The 17,896-nt window shown below is 43.9% G+C and carries 14 protein-coding genes; 5 read left to right on the top strand and 9 right to left on the bottom strand.

The annotated features are described in order from the left end of the window. Nucleotides 1–998: 998 nt before the first annotated feature. From PI95_RS19450 to PI95_RS19440, 3 genes are all read right to left on the bottom strand, one after another. Nucleotides 999–2,573 (bottom strand): CPBP family intramembrane glutamic endopeptidase, encoded by a 1,575-nt coding sequence (locus tag PI95_RS19450; protein ID WP_039744126.1) that lies wholly within the window; start codon nucleotides 2,571–2,573, stop codon nucleotides 999–1,001. 294 nt (nucleotides 2,574–2,867) lie between these two features. After that, nucleotides 2,868–4,028 (bottom strand): KamA family radical SAM protein, encoded by a 1,161-nt coding sequence (locus tag PI95_RS19445; RefSeq protein WP_039743520.1) that lies wholly within the window; start codon nucleotides 4,026–4,028, stop codon nucleotides 2,868–2,870. Nucleotides 4,029–4,635: 607 nt separating this feature from the next. Then, nucleotides 4,636–5,439, bottom strand: a complete 804-nt coding sequence (locus PI95_RS19440) for an MOSC N-terminal beta barrel domain-containing protein (RefSeq protein WP_039743517.1) — start codon at nucleotides 5,437–5,439, stop codon at nucleotides 4,636–4,638. Nucleotides 5,440–5,640: 201 nt separating this feature from the next. Between PI95_RS19440 and rpiA the strand changes: the two genes are divergently transcribed. Then, complete coding sequence (rpiA, locus tag PI95_RS19435; RefSeq protein WP_039744124.1) at nucleotides 5,641–6,351, top strand: ribose-5-phosphate isomerase RpiA; 711 nt, start codon at nucleotides 5,641–5,643, stop codon at nucleotides 6,349–6,351. 214 nt (nucleotides 6,352–6,565) lie between these two features. On the opposite strand, the gene PI95_RS19430 is transcribed toward rpiA, so the two are convergent. Then, nucleotides 6,566–6,793, bottom strand: coding sequence for a hypothetical protein (locus PI95_RS19430; protein ID WP_039743515.1), 228 nt, complete (start codon nucleotides 6,791–6,793; stop codon nucleotides 6,566–6,568). A gap of 575 nt (nucleotides 6,794–7,368) precedes the next feature. Between PI95_RS19430 and PI95_RS19425 the strand changes: the two genes are divergently transcribed. Further along, complete coding sequence (locus PI95_RS19425) at nucleotides 7,369–8,550, top strand: aldo/keto reductase (protein WP_039743512.1); 1,182 nt, start codon at nucleotides 7,369–7,371, stop codon at nucleotides 8,548–8,550. Here PI95_RS19425 and PI95_RS36890 read toward each other — a convergent pair. Further along, on the bottom strand, nucleotides 8,541–8,669 hold the full coding sequence (locus PI95_RS36890) for a hypothetical protein (RefSeq protein ID WP_268896796.1): 129 nt from the start codon (nucleotides 8,667–8,669) through the stop codon (nucleotides 8,541–8,543). The two genes, PI95_RS19425 and PI95_RS36890, sit on opposite strands and share 10 nt — an antisense overlap. A 24-nt stretch (nucleotides 8,670–8,693) precedes the next feature. Beyond that, nucleotides 8,694–10,019, bottom strand: a complete 1,326-nt coding sequence (locus PI95_RS19420) for a hemolysin family protein (protein WP_039743510.1) — start codon at nucleotides 10,017–10,019, stop codon at nucleotides 8,694–8,696. 281 nt (nucleotides 10,020–10,300) lie between these two features. Between PI95_RS19420 and mfd the strand changes: the two genes are divergently transcribed. Further along, nucleotides 10,301–14,044, top strand: a complete 3,744-nt coding sequence (mfd, locus tag PI95_RS19415; protein ID WP_039743508.1) for a transcription-repair coupling factor — start codon at nucleotides 10,301–10,303, stop codon at nucleotides 14,042–14,044. Nucleotides 14,045–14,194: 150 nt separating this feature from the next. Here mfd and PI95_RS19410 read toward each other — a convergent pair whose 3' ends face one another. Continuing rightward, nucleotides 14,195–14,665: a GNAT family N-acetyltransferase gene (locus PI95_RS19410; RefSeq protein WP_039744122.1), complete on the bottom strand. Its 471-nt coding sequence runs from the start codon at nucleotides 14,663–14,665 to the stop codon at nucleotides 14,195–14,197. Nucleotides 14,666–14,839: 174 nt separating this feature from the next. Between PI95_RS19410 and PI95_RS19405 the strand changes: the two genes are divergently transcribed. Continuing rightward, the gene (locus PI95_RS19405) at nucleotides 14,840–15,424 is read left to right on the top strand and encodes a TetR/AcrR family transcriptional regulator (RefSeq protein ID WP_039743505.1); all 585 of its coding nucleotides are present in this window, start codon (nucleotides 14,840–14,842) and stop codon (nucleotides 15,422–15,424) included. Between the two features lie 174 nt (nucleotides 15,425–15,598). Next, nucleotides 15,599–16,324, top strand: a complete 726-nt coding sequence (locus PI95_RS19400; RefSeq protein WP_039743502.1) for a superoxide dismutase — start codon at nucleotides 15,599–15,601, stop codon at nucleotides 16,322–16,324. Nucleotides 16,325–16,445: 121 nt separating this feature from the next. Here the strand turns inward: PI95_RS19400 and rsmG are convergent, their stop codons facing one another. Both rsmG and PI95_RS19390 read right to left on the bottom strand, forming a co-directional pair. After that, the gene (gene rsmG / locus PI95_RS19395) at nucleotides 16,446–17,204 is read right to left on the bottom strand and encodes a 16S rRNA (guanine(527)-N(7))-methyltransferase RsmG (protein ID WP_039743499.1); all 759 of its coding nucleotides are present in this window, start codon (nucleotides 17,202–17,204) and stop codon (nucleotides 16,446–16,448) included. A gap of 145 nt (nucleotides 17,205–17,349) precedes the next feature. Then, the coding region (locus tag PI95_RS19390) for a photosynthetic reaction center family protein (protein ID WP_507236763.1) at nucleotides 17,350–17,896 on the bottom strand (547 nt) is incomplete at its 5' end.

Here is a 17,896-nt window from a genome sequence, read left to right as displayed (position 1 = left end):
GTGACGCAAGGCAATTCTGTTCGCAAAGAATTAATCGCAATAATCGTCAACAACTGCTCTGCTATATGACTTTCTACAGGTAAAGCTGTTTATGTCCGGATTTTTTTGCTGTTTATTGTTGCAACAAGTAGAACCCTGTTATAACCGCTTTACCGAAAAATTGGGTCTAAACCCCGTTGTTCCACGACGACTTTATTGACTTCCAGTTAGATTGTATGAGATTGTAACTAAAGCGGTAAAGCGCACACAAAAAAGCGAAGTAGGTCTAGCAGTCAACTTCTGAACTGGAACCCTGGTAGCAAAAATCCTAAATCTTGTACAAGTGGAAGTCGAGAACAAAAATTGAATAAATCATTCCAAACGCGGTCGGGCAGTCCGTGTGTGCTTGTGGACGTAACCAAACGGGGGTGCTTGAATGCTTGCATTTGAGTACCTAGAGAGGACGGATGAAGCAAGAATCCTCGTTCCCTTTAGGGCGAGGAGTGTCAACTGTATGCGAAACTAGAGCGTAGAAATGAATCTGCTTTGCAGCCGATTTTTACGCTTTCTCCTCCAAACAAGGATTTGCAACTAAATAATCTCAGCACTAATTGGCTTGAGAATGTAATTTATGTCCCTAAATTGGCTTGAATTGCCAGATTGAGATTTAATCCTACATAGGTATTTTGTTAGCTTTGTAGTGTTATGCCGTAGGCATAACGCACCATCCGGTGATTTTCGGTGCGTGATTGACGTTCCGTCCATAACGCACCCTACCAGATTCAAGCCTGAATTCTTCTTCAAATCTCAACTTTGGCTTGAATTGCCGCGTTGAGGTTTAATGCTACATAGGTATTTTGTTAGCTATTTAACAGACTTGCTTCTGTTATTTAGGCACACAGCAGATTGCTCTCAAGCTAGCTTTTATTGACGTTTAACTAGGAATTCTAACCGGTAAATACTAGTTACTAGAGATAAAAGCATAAAAACGATATTTTGTCAACCGTATAAGTAAATTACTATTTATTACTGCCAAGTAAAAATAAGCTGAGTAATGTACCACTATTCCAGAGACTGTGGAGGAGCATGGGAGCGAGGAGGTTGCGCGATCGCGTGTAAACGACTCCTAAAACGACTCCTAAAGCAGACAGGGGGAGAATTTCCGATAAGCTGAGGTGAGCGATCGCAAATAACAAAGCACTAACAAAAATTGCTCCCCACACAGAAAAGTAACGAGTGAGCGAGGGCAACAAAAAGCCGCGAAACAAAACTTCTTCAAATAAAGGTGCTGCGATCGCTGCCGTAAAGAAAAATATGCTTAGTGCGGTACTATCTTGGCTTTCTAATGCCAGTTGCAACAAGGGATTACTACCACCTTGTCCTTGCCATAGTTGTTGATTAATCAAAGATACTACCACGACTATCGGCAAAGCTGCACAATAACCACCGAATCCCCATAAAAACCACTTGTCTAGCACTCGAAAGCGAAACCAGTCCGACTCTAACGGCAAAAAGCGCTTGAGCGAGAAATACATCACCGATAACGCACCCAATGCTAACAGCAAGTAACTAACTAAAACATAAAGAGCCTGAATTCTTACGTTACCTACAGGACGCGGAATCGGGATCAGCGAAAACAAAATAGGTACTACAATTTGTCCCAATAAGAAAAAGCCGACAACGAAGACTTGCAAAATCGTTTCAGCATCCCAAGGTGTTGTCCAAACGCGATCGCCATTTTGAGCTAATAAAGCGGCTTTTCCCTTTATCAAACGCTGACCAATTAAAAAAATCAGCAGTCCCATACCGATCAAAGCTGTTAAAGTGGGGATCGTGCCGATGATTGCTAATTTCACCAAAGCTTGAGAAGCCGCTGCTTGTTTTGCAGCTTCGAGCGTTGAAAGTGCTTCTTGACGTTGCTGAAGTTGATATAGCTGGATTAGAGCTGTAGAACTAAACCAACCTTCTAAATTTTCTTGAATGAGTTGTTGAGCATTTGGCAACAAACGCGGAGGATCGCTCCACAGCCCACTCAACACAGCAGCAGTTTCCTTCAATTTCAAATCGATGTTTGATTGAGGCAATTGTGCCCAAGTTTTTTGAGCCGTTTGTAACTGTTGTTGCTGTGCTTGTAAAATTCCTAGTCGCAAGTCTAATTCGGCAATCAATTTTTGCAGTTGATTTCGCGACTGCTGCAATTGTTTTTGCTGTACTTCGCGAGAAGCATTACTAGCGGGGGGGATTTCTGGTTGAGGTTTAGGGGTGGTAGGAGTAGTAATCGGTTGAGATTGCAGCTTTGCTAATTGGTTTTTGGTTTTTTCCAAATTAGTTTCAGCAGCTTCGCGCACATCTTGATACTGCTTTATCGCTGCTTCTAGGGGTTTCTCGCCGAGTATTGCTTCACGAGCTGGCTTTAAATTCGCGCTATTATCCTTTGGCGGTTCCCATTCAGCAGCTTGCAGGGCAATATTTGTTTGGTATAGTTCCAGACGACTTTGAAACTGAGGTTCTTGCCAACTGTTAAATAAAGAGAAACCAGCTATGGCGATCGCCACCAGCGTCAGCACAATTAGAATTAACCGCTTAATTTTCATCTCTCCCCCCTTAACTAACCACTGCCCGTGCGCGTCCCTCTTGGGAATTATCGCACTCGCAAGCATTCTTGTGGATAGATTTCACCAGATAAGTTTCATATTTTAATTCAGCAACGCCGAAAATTTTCACGAAGACTCTGCGTTACTCTGCGCTTACCTCTGCTGATGCGTTGAAAAAATGCTACTAATTTATGCTCATGCAGTACTTAGTGCGTTCTAGCTTAAAGGCAGCGCGGCTGAATAAGCTTTTCTGGTCATTAATAGGTGAGGATGACAGTAGGTATATGACACAATTCATTGCAGTGCTGGATCTACATAAGTGTACATTTCGCCTTCCCAGTTACGCAATTTGGCTGTGCCGTTTGAGTAAGCCAGCAGAGTATCGGCTTGAATTGGCACTTTACCACCACCGCCTGGGGCATCGATTACGTAGGTTGGTACGGCGTAACCAGTGGTATGACCGCGCAGTTTAGATATTAAATCTATGCCTGTTTGCACGCTCGTCCGTAGATGTGAAGTGCCGACCACCGGATCGCACTGGTAGAGGTAGTAAGGTCGCACGCGCAGCTTCAGCAGACCATGAAACAGCTGCTTAAGCGTTTGTTCGGAGTCATTCACATTCTTCAGCAGCACAGTTTGGCTTCCCAGAGGAATGCCACCGTCGGCTAATAAATCACAAGCTTGCGCCACCTCCTGCGTGAGTTCCCGTACATGACAAAAGTGCAAGGACAGCCACACACGATGCTTGCGTAGCACAGCAACAAGTTCCGGCGTAATTCGAGTTGGCAAGAAACTCGGTACGCGGGAGCCAATCCGCACAAACTCAATGTGGGGAATGGCACGCAGTCGCCCAAGCAATTTGTCCAAAGGTTCATCAGCCATCAGCAGCGGATCGCCACCGGAAATAAGCACATCGCGTACCTCAGTATGTTCTTCCAGGTAAGCGACGATCGCATCCAACCGCCGCGTTACTGGATACATCTCACCTTGGCTGACCAAACGCGATCGCGTGCAGTAACGACAATAGGCAGCGCAAGAATCTAAAGCAAGCAGCAACACCCGGTCGGGGTAACGGTGTACCAATCCAGCCACCGGACTGTCGTGGTCTTCACCGCATGGATCTACCATGTCAGCGGCATCGACCAGCAGTTCTTCTGACCGTGGTATCACTTGTAACCGCAGTGGGCAAAGCGGATCTTCCGAGTCAAGCAGTGATGCAAAGTAAGGTGTTACGGCTACGGCAAACTTCTCTGGTGCGATCGCAAGCCCTTTTTCTTCTGCTGGAGTGAGCCGCAGTACCTGTTGAAAGTGTTCCAGCTTAGTCAATCGATGCCGCATTTGCCAACGCCAGTCATTCCAAAGTTCGGGGTTGTAAGTCTCTCCAAAAATTTGACAAATTTCTTCACGCCTAGTAGTAGTTACTACAGGCTTATCTACGACGTTGTTTTGGATCATCAACTGACTGATTTATAACCTAAATAGTATTAAAGCAAGCATTAGGCTACTTTTAAGTTAACTTTATTCCGTAATAAAACTTCAAATTAGTAATAAAAAAGTTACATGACTTTATATTAACCTACATTCCCCACCTTGAATCACATCAACAATTACTGTCTTTGAGAAAAACAAGCGATCGCAACCAGCATGAAGAAGGGGGTAGGGGGTAGGGTGTAGGGTGTGGGGAACCCCATAATTAAAATTCGGGGTTTCAAGTAAGGACACTGTATTTCTCGTAACATAAATGTAGGGGCAAGGACGCTGTAGGGTATGAGGCTTTTTGTCTTTCCCTACACCCTAAACCTGCAACCCCATACCCTGTTTTCGGTCAACGAAAACGAACTTGTGTTGTGAACCAACAGACTTGTGTTGTGAACCAACAGACTTGTGTTGTGAACCAACAGACTTGTGTTGTGAACCAACGAACTTGTGTTGTGAACCAACGAACTTGTGTTGTCAACTAACAGACTTGTGTTGTCAACTAACAGACTTGTGTTGTCAACTAACAGACTTGTGTTGTCAACTAACAGACTTGTGTTGTGAACCAACAGACTTGTATTGTGAACTAATATAAACGACCACACGCTTGACACCCTGGTCGATGAACTACGTCGCCGACTTTTAAAATTTTCCCGGCTTCGGATGCAGGGATTCGAGTATTCGCAGTCAATCGGAAAAAGTGATTAAACTGAGATAAATTCGCCCACTCAGGTAAGGTTTCTTTGCGTTTTTCGACAAAAATTTTCTGAAAGTTCGGGTAAGCTTCCCCAGTAAATGCATCTCGTGTCGGAACCGGACAACGCTGACAAGGATTAGTACCTTCAAATAGCACATCTCCAACCTGAAAGGGTAAAATCTCACCTTTTTCGGCAAATAGTTGGTCTTCCCAAAATGGCGGTGCGTCGTCAATTTCCAGATTTGTGCGGAAGCGATCGCGTATTTGCTCTAGACTGAGACCGGGAAACCAGGAAGCGACTTCTGTTAAAGTTGCGGTACTGACTATTGTGGGTCCTGATGATTCTAAGTCATCTGGAAAGCCCGTAAACAAATTTTCTTGCAATTTGACTTTAAAGCCAAAAAAGTCACTAAACCAATGTTCTATCGCTTTACGTTCCTCGTCCAATTGAAAAAGTTGTTTTTTGGTTCCCATAACTTGCAGTGAGACGGTTCTATTTTGCAAGTCGAATTTTGATCGCACTAAATGTATTTTCGCAGTACGTTTAGCATTGACAATTTTTCCCTTTTCGTCAGCGATCGCTAATTCACGGTCATGCTGTAATGCCCCACCAGGAAGAATTGTTGCTTGATTGACTGCAACGCCATCGAGTGACTTAATCGGGTAGACGATAATTTTGGCTAATTTTGGCACGATATTACGGGGACTGGGGACTGGGGACTGGGGACTAGGGACTGGGATTTTCTTCAAGGAAAAGGGGAAATTACTAATTCGCAATTACCAATTACCAATTACCAATTACCAATTCCCAATTCCCATTGCCCATTCCCCTCTATCCCCAAGTGGCAACTGACCACTAAGATGGACTATAGCCAGTTTTTGAGGAGTTTGGTTATGACCGCAGCAGAAGACCCAGTGAAGTTGATGAAGCAAGAAGTTGGCAAAGCTGCCGCCAACTTAGTAAAATCAGGTTCGATTGTGGGGTTGGGTACAGGGTCAACCACAGCGTATACAATACAGTTTTTAGGCGATCGCCTCAAGTCTGGTGAACTATCTGATATCGTTGGTGTGCCTACATCGTTTCAATCAGAAGTCTTGGCAAAGCAATACGGTGTCCCTCTCACCACTTTAGATGCGATTGACCACATCGATATCGCCATTGACGGTGCTGATGAAGTCGATCCCCAAAAGAATTTGATTAAAGGTGGTGGTGCGGCACATACCCGCGAAAAAGTAGTAGACTACTTAGCAAATCAGTTTATCGTCGTTGTCGATAGTGGTAAGTTAGTTGAACGATTGGGTTCTAGTTTCCCCGTGCCTGTTGAAGTCATACCGATGGCAATTACTCCGGTTATTAATGCAATTAAAAAACTCGGTGGTAAACCAGAACTTCGCATGGGTGTAAAAAAAGCTGGACCAGTAATCACCGATCAAGGCAATATGGTAGTTGATGTTAGATTTGACAATATTGACGATCCGGTTAACCTGGAAAAAACGCTCAATAACATTCCTGGCGTATTAGAAAATGGCATCTTTGTCAACTGTGCAGATTTAGTTTTAATTGGCGAAGTCAAAGATGGTCAGCCCTTAGTCAGGCAGATTTAGTAATTGGTTAGTTGTTAGTTGATAGTTGATAGTTGTTGGTGAGTCAGTGCGTTGGGGAGGCAGTGCGTTGCGGAGGTTCCCTCCGTTAAAGCATCTGCCGTCGGGTTTCCCGACAGTCACGCATCTGACGAACCCGAAGGGTTGATAGTTGTTGGTTGACGGTTAACAGTCAACAGTTATCCACTATCCACTAACTACTAACCACACTACTAATTTAATACTTCTTATTTTTGACATCTAAATGCCATAGTTTTTCTAAAGTTGCTATTTGTTTGCGTAGAAGAGCAATACGATATCCTTTATAAGCTTTCACGGCTACAAACAGCATAATGGGAAACATAATAATCAAAGCTGCCATAACATTGTTAATAGAAGCCTGTGCGTCATGGGAGCGTAAATCAACGCTGTTATTTGTTGTTTGAGTAGTTGAATTTTGCTGCATCCGTTCCTCCGTATAATTATTTTGTAGTTTTAGTAATAAGATTTCGACTTACACCTTGACATAAGTTTTATTGTGTAAATTAAGTCATAACTTAATTTACTGAAAGTCAGTTAATCTTGGATAGTTTTGCTTCTCCTTCTATTTCTATATCTTTATTGGTGTGATAAAAATCAAGTTATGCACTTTTGGGATAGAAATTGGAAAAAATTTCACTTTTTTACAGACTGAACATGATATATAAGGCAAATGCCGTTAATTCGCACAAGCACTTGTTGATCAAGTGTGTCGCTTTTAAAGACTTCACATCTAACCGTTTATGTTTCTGATTTTCGATAATATTTTTTATATTTCGCAAAAATTGTCTTGCAATACTACAAAAATTATCGAATTTGTGCGCTTTGGGGAAATTTTGTAGTAAGTATGTAGTTGAATTAATTTGAAATTAAAATTAATTATCTGCGTGGTTCTGTGGTTATAAATACTTATTAACCAAATTTTTGTCAGAATAAAAATGAAGGTAGTATCGAAAATTCGCCACTATTATTAGTCACTCATCCAAAATCCCAAATTCACAGATGCTATATAGACGATTTGGACGCACAGAATTAGAAATGCCGGTTTTTTCCTGCGGTGGTATGAGATATCAATATAAATGGCAGGATGTTCCGCAGTCGGAAATTCCACGTAACAATCAAGAAAATCTCGAAGCTACTATTCGACGTTCTTTAGAAGTTGGCATTAATCACATTGAAACTGCTCGTGGTTATGGTACTTCTGAGGTACAGTTGGGAAAAATATTGCCGAAATTTCCCCGCACCAAGTTGATTGTTCAAACTAAAGTTAATCCTGAAGCAGATGCAAAAGAATTTGAACGCAATCTGGAAAAGTCACTGCAAAATCTCCGACTAGATTATATAGATTTGCTGGGGTTACACGGTATCAATAATCGGGAAACGTTAGATGAGTGTATTCGTCCTGGTGGCTGTTTGGATGTAGCCAGAAAGCTGCAAGCGCAAGGAAAAGTTAAATTTATTGGCTTTTCGACGCATGGATCTACAGATATAATTATCGAGGCAATTAATACCAATCAATTTGATTATGTTAATTTGCATTGGTACTATATTAATCAAAATAATTGGGCGGCAATTGAAGCGGCAACTCGCCATGATATGGGGGTATTTATTATTAGCCCATCAGATAAAGGCGGAAGGTTATACGAGCCGTCACAAAAATTAGTAAATCTTTGTGCGCCATTGAGTCCGATGGTGTTTAATGATTTATTTTGTCTAAGTCATCCAGAGGTGCATACTCTAAGTTTGGGAGCGTCAAAACCGCAAGATTTTGATGAACACTTGAAGACTTTAGAATTGCTGGATAATGCATCAGAAATTTTACCATTGATTTTGGCTTCTTTGGAAGAAGAAGCGATCGCTTCTTTGGGAGAAGACTGGGTGAAAACCTGGAATGTAAATTTGCCCAGCTATGAGGAAACACCAGGAAACGTAAATATTCCGGTGATTTTGTGGTTGAGAAATTTAGCGATCGCCTACGATATGACGGAATATGCGAAAATGCGCTACAACTTGCTTGGTAATGCTGGTGACTGGTTTCCCGGTAACAAAGCAGACCAAGTAGACAAACTCAACTTGCAGCAATGTCTTATCCGCAGTCCCCACGCTGACAAAATTCCCCACTTGCTTACACAAGCACATCAAATGTTAGGAGGGGAAACAGTTAAGCGTTTGTCTCAAAAATAGGGAATTGGTAATGGGTAATTGGTAATTGGTAATGGGTAATCGGGAATTGGTAATACAAACAAATTGTCCCCCTTGTCCCCCTTGTCCCCATTACCCATTCCCCATTCCCCATTCCCCATTACCCATTCCCCATGCCCCATGCCCTAGTTTTCGTTTGTCGAATCAGTCAATTTATCTTCTGCTGGCACTACTAAAACTTTATCAACACGGTTGCCGTCCATATCCATCACCTCAAAACGCATACCCTGCCATTGAAAATTATCCGCAGCAGCGGGGATACGTCCTAAATGGGTAATCACAAAACCACCTAATGTTTGATAGCTACCGCGTTCGTCAAATTTTAACTCTTCCATCTCGAAAAGTTCTAAAAACTCATCTACAGGCAACATTCCATCCAATAACCAGGAACCATCTTCGCGTTGTACCGCTTGGGGATTTTCCTGATCGTCAGCAGAAGCAACATCACCTACTATTTCGCTCATAATATCGTTGAGTGTGACTAATCCCTGAATTACACCGTATTCATCAACTACCAAAGCCATGTGAGTTATTGTTTCTTTGAATAACTCCAAAACTTTTAAACCACGGGTGCTTTCTGGCACAAATACGGGCTGTCGCAATCCCACAGTTAAATCTAATTCTTGATTGGAGAAACTTCGAGCCAATAAGTCTGTGACGGGAATAACACCGAGTACATTGTCAAGTCCCCCCTGACAAACTGGGTATCGGGAATAACCACTATCTACAATCTTTTGGCGGTTTTCTTCTGCTGAGTCTTCTAAGTCCAGCCAGACAATATCCGGACGAGGTGTCATAAAAGAACTGACGGGGCGATCGCCTAAGCGAAATACTCGCTCCACCATATCTTGTTCTGCTTCCTCAAAGGTTCCTTCTTCCGTCCCCTGCTCGATCAAGACTCTAATTTCTTCTTCTGTAACTTGTGGTTCTGTAGACGGTCTTACACCCAATATCCGCAAAACTGTATCCGTAGAAGCACTTAATAAATAAACAATCGGTAAGCCAATTCTAGCTAATAGTTGCATGGGTAGAGCAACTACACTGGCAATTGGTTCTGGGTGGTTTAATGCTAGGCGCTTAGGTACTAATTCGCCAATAATCAGTGTCAGATAAGTAATAATTAAAATTGCTATGCCTTTCGCCAAGTGTTCCTTATACTGTTCGGGCAAAGCGATAAAATCTAAGATAGGTATTATTCTCTTAGCGATCGTCTCTTCACCGTAAGCACCGGATAAAATACTCAAAAGTGTGATCACCACTTGGACGATCGCTAAAAACTGATTTGGGGAAGATGCTAGTTCCAAAGCAGCACGGGCTTTGAGATCGCCTCGTTCCGCAAGTTGCTGCAACCGCACCTTGCGTGCTGAGACAACCGCCAACTCCGACATGACAAATACACCGTTGGCGAAAATTAGTAAGAAAATAATTAGAATTTCTATAGTTGGAGACATTCCTTGAATTGCCGATTTATTAGCTAACTGCGCTCTTACTTTATTAGTATCTAGTATCGAAGGTGTTCCAATAATAAAAGAATCAATCGGGCAGAAAAACTAGTTATTAGTGCCATTCAAGTAGAACACTGTTCGTATCTTAGCGATTAGTTAGTGGTTATTGTACTAGGGACTAATGATTCTCTAGCAAGAGTACTATCGCTCTTGACACTTTTAAAATAGTTGAGTCAGGTGCTGTACGCCTGCATCAAGTGCAACGACTTCCATATATAGTAGAACTTATGGCTTTTTCTTCGATTGTGCGTGCTTTAGGGCGATCGCCTCTCACCACTGAACTGATTTCTAAGTTAAATCGACAAAATAATTTACGCTTAAGTGGCATTTCCCGCTTACCTAAAGGCTTTATCACTTCAGCGTTAGCCCAAACTAATAAACAAAATCTGTTAGTGGTGTGTGCCACTCTCGAAGAAGCCGGACGCGCTTATGCACAGCTAGAGGCTATGGGATGGCAAACGGTACATTTTTACCCTACCTCTGAAGCGTCCCCTTACGAACCCTTTGACCCCGAAACCGAAATGACTTGGGGACAAATGCAGGTTTTGGCGGATTTGGTTAAGAGTCAAGAGTCAAGGGTTAATGGTCAAGAGTCAAGGGTTAATGGTCAAGGGTCAACAGTCAAGGGTCAAGGGTCAAGTCTTAATGTTCAAGGGTCAAGCCTTAATGTTCAAGGGTCAAGCCTTAATGCTCAAGGGTCAAGCCTTAATGCTCAAGAGTTAAGCCTTAATGCTCAAGAGTTAAGCCTTAATGTTCAAGGGTCAAGCCTTAATGCTCAAGAGTTAAGGGTTGATCGCAAAGAAAAAGTAGCGATTGTAGCCACAGAAAGAGCGCTGCAACTCCATTTACCACCCCCAGCTGCTTTTAAACCTTTCTGTCTGACTCTCAAGCGGGGGATGGAATTTGATTCAAGTAGCTTTAGTGAAAAATTAGCTACTTTGGGATACGAGCGAGTGCCGATGGTAGAAATGGAAGGTCAATGGAGTCGGCGTGGCGATATTGTTGATGTGTTTCCAGTTTCTTCGGAATTGCCAGTAAGATTGGAATGGTTTGGCGACGAAATCGAGCAAATACGCGAATTTGACCCTTCAACTCAACGTTCTGCCCTTGACAAAATTGAGCAGTTGATTCTTACTCCTACTAGCTTTGCTCCAATTGTGATTCAGCAGCTAAATAACGACAAGCTAGAACTAGTTAAAACTTATTTTTCCTCTGAAGATAAAGAACGGTTTGACGTAAGTGAGCAGATTGAAGGTAGTCGGCGCTTTTTGGGGTTAGCTTTTGATCGACCGGCGTCTTTGTTGGACTACTTACCAGAAAATACTTTGATTGCGATTGATGAGCCAGAACAGTGTCATGCTCATAGCGATCGCTGGGTAGAAAATGCTGAAGAACAATGGCAGCAATTAGGGAGTGGGGAATTGGGAGTGGGGAATGGGGAAGAATCGAACCAATTACCAATTCCCAATTACCAATTACCTAAGATCCATCGTTCTTTTGATGATTCTCTGGCAGATGCGGCAAAATTTAAAATATTATATTTATCGGAACTGGTAGAAGAAAATAGCGGTATTAATCTTGCTAGTAGAGCTGTTCCTGTAACACCACATCAATTTGCTAAACTTGCAGAAACTCTTCGCACTGAACGCGATCGCAATTTCTCTGTCTGGTTGATTTCCGCTCAACCAAGTCGTTCTGTGTCTCTTTTGCAAGAACACGATTGTCCGGCACAATTTATTCCTAATCCCCGCGATTATCAAGCGATCGACAAGCTACAAATTAATCACACACCTGTCGCTTTAAAATATTCTGGTTTGGCAGAGTTGGAAGGCTTTATCCTGCCGACATTCCGGATGGTTGTTGTCACGGATCGGGAATTTTTTGGGCAGCACTCGCTAGCTACTCCCAGTTATATCCGCAAGCGTCGCAAAGCTGCTTCTAAGCAAGTTGACCCTCAAAAGCTGCGTCCTGGTGATTATGTAGTTCACAGAAATCATGGTGTGGGTAAATTTGTCAAGCTGGAAAGTTTGACGATTAATAACGAAACTCGTGATTATCTGGTGGTGCAGTATGCTGATGGGTTGTTAAGAGTTGCTGCGGATCAAGTTGGTGCTTTATCTCGGTTACGCAGTAGTGGGGATAAAGTACCAGAACTCAACAAGATGACTGGGAAAGCTTGGGAAAATACCAAGAATAAAGTCCGCAAAGCCATCAGAAAATTGGCAGTGGATTTGCTGAAGTTGTATGCAGCGCGATCGCAACAACATGGTTTTACTTATCCACCGGATATGCCTTGGCAAGAGGAATTAGAAGATTCTTTTCCTTACCAACCGACGACGGATCAGCTAAAAGCGGTGCAAGATGTCAAACGGGATATGGAAAGCGATCGCCCAATGGATCGCTTGGTTTGTGGGGATGTCGGTTTTGGTAAAACTGAAGTAGCAATTCGCGCTGTTTTTAAAGCTGTCACTGCTGGGAAGCAAGTGGCACTCCTCGCACCAACAACTATTTTGACTCAGCAACACTACCACACTTTGAAGGAACGCTTTGCTCCCTATCCGGTGAATGTTGGTTTACTCAACCGTTTTCGCAGTGCTGAAGAACGTCGCGAAATTCAAAAGCGATTGGCGACGGGTGAATTAGATGTAGTTGTTGGCACACACCAACTTTTAGGTAAAGGTGTGTCATTCCGAGATTTAGGACTTTTGGTGGTGGATGAAGAACAGCGGTTTGGGGTGAATCAGAAGGAGAAAATTAAAAGTCTCAAAACTCAGGTTGATGTGCTGACTCTTTCTGCTACTCCGATTCCCCGCACTTTATATATGTCGTTGTCGGGAATTCGGGAAATGAGTTTAATTACTACACCACCTCCATCAAGACGCCCGATTCAAACTCATCTTTCACCGCTAAATCCAGAAAGTGTCCGCACTGCCATACGTCAAGAATTAGACAGAGGCGGACAGATATTTTATGTAGTTCCACGGGTGGAAGGAATTGAAGAAACAGCGACGAAGTTGCGAGAAATGATACCAGGGGCAAGATTGGCGATTGCTCACGGTCAAATGGATGAAAGCGAGTTAGAATCAACGATGCTGACTTTCGGCAATGGCGAAGCTGATATCTTGCTTTGCACAACGATTATTGAATCTGGTTTGGATATTCCGCGAGTCAACACCATCTTAATTGAAGATGCTCATCGCTTTGGTTTAGCGCAATTATACCAGTTACGGGGACGGGTAGGACGTGCGGGTATACAAGCTCATGCCTGGTTATTTTACCCGAAGCAACGAGCATTATCTGATGCTGCCCGCCAGCGTTTGCGAGCGATTCAGGAATTCACGCAGTTGGGTTCTGGCTATCAATTAGCGATGCGGGATATGGAAATTAGGGGTGTAGGTAACTTGCTAGGTGCAGAACAATCCGGTCAAATGGAAACGATCGGCTTTGATTTGTATATGGAAATGCTCGAAGAGGCAATTCGGGAAATTCGCGGACAGGAAATTCCCAAAGTTGATGATACTCAAATTGACCTGAATTTGACAGCATTTATTCCCGCCGATTATATCCCGGATTTGGATCAAAAGATGAGTGCTTATCGTGCGGTGGCAGCAGCGAAAGGTAAACAAGAATTATCGATGATTGCTGCCGAGTGGAGCGATCGCTTTGGCACAATTCCGAAGAGCGCAAATCAACTGTTGCGAGTGATGGAATTGAAACAGCTGGCAAAGAATCTCGGATTTAGCCGCATCAAACCCGAAGCTAAACAGCATATCGTTTTAGAAACACCGATGGAAGAACCTGCTTGGAATTTGTTAGCAGCAAATTTATCAGAGTCAATGCGATCGCGCTTTGTTTTCTCACCCGGTAAAGTCACCGTGCGCGGTTTAGCAGTTCTCAAAGCCGATCAACAATTGCAAAATCTCATCGATGCTTTAGGAAAAATGCAAGGTGCGCTTCCCGAAGCAGCTTGACATCCACCCTTGGGCGCTCACCTGGACAAAAATGGCACTCATAGTTCGTTTACTAGGAGGAGAGCAAAGTTGTTTTGTTAAGTGCCTTACTTGCTGATGGTATTAATTTAGGTTTAACGCGGACGGTGATGCTTTGCCCCAGACTGTGGTCTAGGCTGCGTTCAAGACTTTGCGGAATACGACCTTATCAACGCCCTGAGCGTAGAAGTCGCGAATGCGCGCCTCCTTTTCGTAGCCGGACTTCGCGTAGAACGCCCGCGTGCGCTCGAAGTCCGGCAGCCCTGACGTTTCCACCAGCAGCACGCGCCCACCGCGCGCCGTCAACGTTTGTTCAACGTAGCGCAGCAGTGTCGCACCACGTCCTTGTCCCTGGCGGTCGGGTCGGATGGCGATGAGTTGCAGGTTCCACGTCCTATCGGTCATCCGTTCCGGCTCGCAGTAGGCGACCCCAACCGGACCATTGTCGTCGTCGGTGATCCAGAAACGATCGCCGTCGCTATCGCCACCGAAGTAATCGGACAGCATTTCGCTCAGTTCCTCAAGCTCGTTCGGCTCGAAGCCGATCGCGTCGGCTATGGCGATTAGCGCGGTCGTGTCATCGGGTGTAGTCGGTCGAATCATAGCGAACTCCGTGTGCGTGTAAAATGAAGTAGCAGGGATGAGGCTACCTAACGACACAAGGAGCGCCGCTGGAGGCAACATCACAACAGTTGTTATGTATATCAAAAAACATAACAACTGTTATGATAATATGTCAAGATAATGATTTCATGTTGCTGCAAACCGAGGAGAGCTATGAGTTATGAGGATCGCCGTATTGAAGTCGGTAAAGCGGCATGGCGGGTGATTGTCCGCGAAGGATTGGATCGCGCCAGCATGAGGGCGATCGCGCAAGAACTTGGCTCCTCGACTGGGGTTGTCACTCACTACTTTCGAGATAAAGAAGAACTCACCCTATTTGCCCTGGAACGAGTGTTTGAAAACGTCCTAGAGGACATGAAAGCCTGTGCCAAGCGGTGGCAAGGAATTGACAGGCTAGAGCAGATGATTTTTTCGGCTTTACCTCTAAAGGACAGTGACAGAGCTGATTGGAAGGTTTGGGTGGCGTTTTTGGGCTATTCGATCGGACGCGAACACCTAGTTCAGGAGCACCGAAAACGCTATGACTTCTTACGGCAGATTATTTGTCAAGAGTTAGCTGACTTACAAAAAGCCTTGCTGATTCGAGCCGATCTTGATTTAACCCTCGAAGCCAATGCACTCATCGCCCTAGTGGATGGAATTGGCACGCTCGTTGTCATCTGCCCTGAGCAGTTCTCGGCAGAGCAACAACAATACCTCGTCCGGCGACATATCAATGCAATACTTGCATCATCTTGAACACCGATGAGAAGGTTTCAAACTACTGTCAATACTACCAATTACCTTGCGGTCTAACTATTATTAGGCTGAAACTTTTTTATGGTTTTTTCATCCTTCATCCTTTTTTAGTTACCTAAATCTAAGACAATAAAAATTACCAACAAATTTAATTTACGCACTCTGTAAACTGTTATGACTATTGATCGTCGCCATTTCTTATTTTTACTTGCAGCTAGTGTCGGTGCTTTTGCCTTAGATAGTCATGCTTCGGCAGAAAAAGCCCCAATTAGCCAAGCAACTCCAACCGGCAATACTGTATACTCGGTTCCTCCGTTACCCTATGCTTACGATGCGCTTGAACCACACATCGATCAAGCAACAATGCAGTTTCACCACGATAAACACCACGCAGCTTATGTGAAAAATCTAAATGCAGCGTTAGATAAACACCCAGAACTCAAAAGCAAAACTGTTGAAGAAATGTTACGCAACCTCAACAGCGTGCCGGCAGATATTCGCAAAATGGTACGCAACAATGGTGGTGGACATGTGAACCATTCAATGTTTTGGCAAATTATGAAACCTCTTGGTGGGGGAGAAGCAACAGGAGCGATCGCCTCTGCTATCAATCAAAGCTTCGGTAGTTTCGCTGCTTTCAAAAAGCAATTTAACGAAGCTGGTGCTAGTCGTTTTGGTAGCGGTTGGGTTTGGCTTGTCCGCAACAATGGCAAGCTAGAAATAACCACTACAGCTAACCAAGACAGTCCTCTCAGTGAAGGCAAATATCCAATTATGGGTAATGATGTCTGGGAACACGCATATTACCTTAAGTACCAAAACCGCCGCGCCGACTACTTAGATGCTTGGTGGAACGTCTTAAATTGGGACGAGATTAATAAACGCTTTGCCGCAGCATAGGGGAGAGGGGGGGATGGGGAGAGGGGGAGACAAGGAGAGGGGGAGAAAGAATTGTCCCCTTGTCTCCTTGTCTCCTTGTCCCCTTATCCCCCTTATCCCCCTTATCCCCCTCCCCCTCCCTCTAAAGCGGCTTTTGAGTCGGTACACCAACAGCGCGGGGAAATTTAGCTGGCGTATTACTCACCTTCCGCAAGTACAAGCAGTGACGAATGCTATTACTTAAGGGAGTTGTAAATTTTTCAATTAATTCAACTACCCCACCTAGCTGCTCAACAGCATTCTCCAAAGCTGTTGTTTCGTCTTGTGTCCAATTACCCCGGTAAATTACCGCTAAACCTTTCTTTTTCAACAATGGTAAAGTATATTCCGCACAAGCAGATCCTGTGCCTACAGCGCGGATTAAGGCTAGATCGTAACGTTCTCGATGCTGGGGTTGCTGACCTATTTCTTCAGCTCTGCCAACAAGAGTTTTAACGTTGCTTAAAGCAAGTTCGCTTAATATTTGTTCAATAAAAGTAATTTTTTTTCGAGTTGAATCTAAAAGGGTAATTTTACAATTAGCGATCGCACATCCGACAGGAATACCCGGAAAACCCGCACCTGTACCAATATCAATAAAAGCGGGAGAAGCAGAGGACACAGGAAAGTCTATTTCACCTGATAACAGTGGGGCAATTCCCCGTAAGGAATCCCAAAGATGTTTTTCCCAAAACTCTTCGGGGTCGATGATGCGAGTTAAATTTAACTGGCGGTTGCCTTCTAGAATTAATTCATAAAGCTGCTGGAATTGCTTTTGCTGTTGGGTAGTAGGTTGCCAATTTAGAGTTTGCTGCCAAATGTCAGCCATAGATGGCAGTAAGGGAGTTGTGAAGTTAGTCATTGTTATTAATAACGCATTAACTACCACAAGCTTATTTCAGCGCTAAAGCGCTGACTACGAAATCATACTAAAAAGCGCCCCCCGGAATCCGGAAGGCGCTTTTTAATTTGTACAGACGCGATTTATCGCGTCTGTACATTGAAGATTAACCGTTGATAGCAGGTGCTGTTAGAGCAACAGGAGCGAAGTCAGCAGCAGCCAAGTCTAGAGGGAAGTTGTGAGCGTTGCGCTCGTGCATTACTTCCATACCTAGGTTAGCGCGGTTGATTACGTCAGCCCATGTGTTGATAACGCGACCGCTAGAATCAATTACTGATTGGTTGAAGTTGAAACCGTTCAGGTTGAACGCCATCGTGCTTACACCCAAAGAGGTGAACCAGATGCCAACTACAGGCCATGCTGCTAAGAAGAAGTGCAAAGAGCGGCTGTTGTTGAATGAAGCGTATTGGAAAATCAAGCGACCGAAGTAACCGTGTGCTGCAACAATGTTGTAGGTTTCTTCTTCTTGACCGAACTTGTAACCGTAGTTTTGTGATTCGGTTTCGGTGGTTTCACGAACCAAAGAAGAAGTTACGAGTGAACCGTGCATTGCACTGAACAAGCTTCCGCCGAATACACCAGCTACACCTAATTGGTGGAAGGGGTGCATCAAGATGTTGTGTTCTGCTTGGAACACAATCATGAAGTTGAAG

Origin of the sequence: Hassallia byssoidea VB512170 (assembly GCF_000817785.2) — a bacterium.
GTDB lineage: Bacteria > Cyanobacteriota > Cyanobacteriia > Cyanobacteriales > Nostocaceae > Hassallia > Hassallia carrinoi.
Note: the sequence above shows the minus strand (reverse complement) of the source record. Positions and strands in the feature narration are given on the sequence as shown.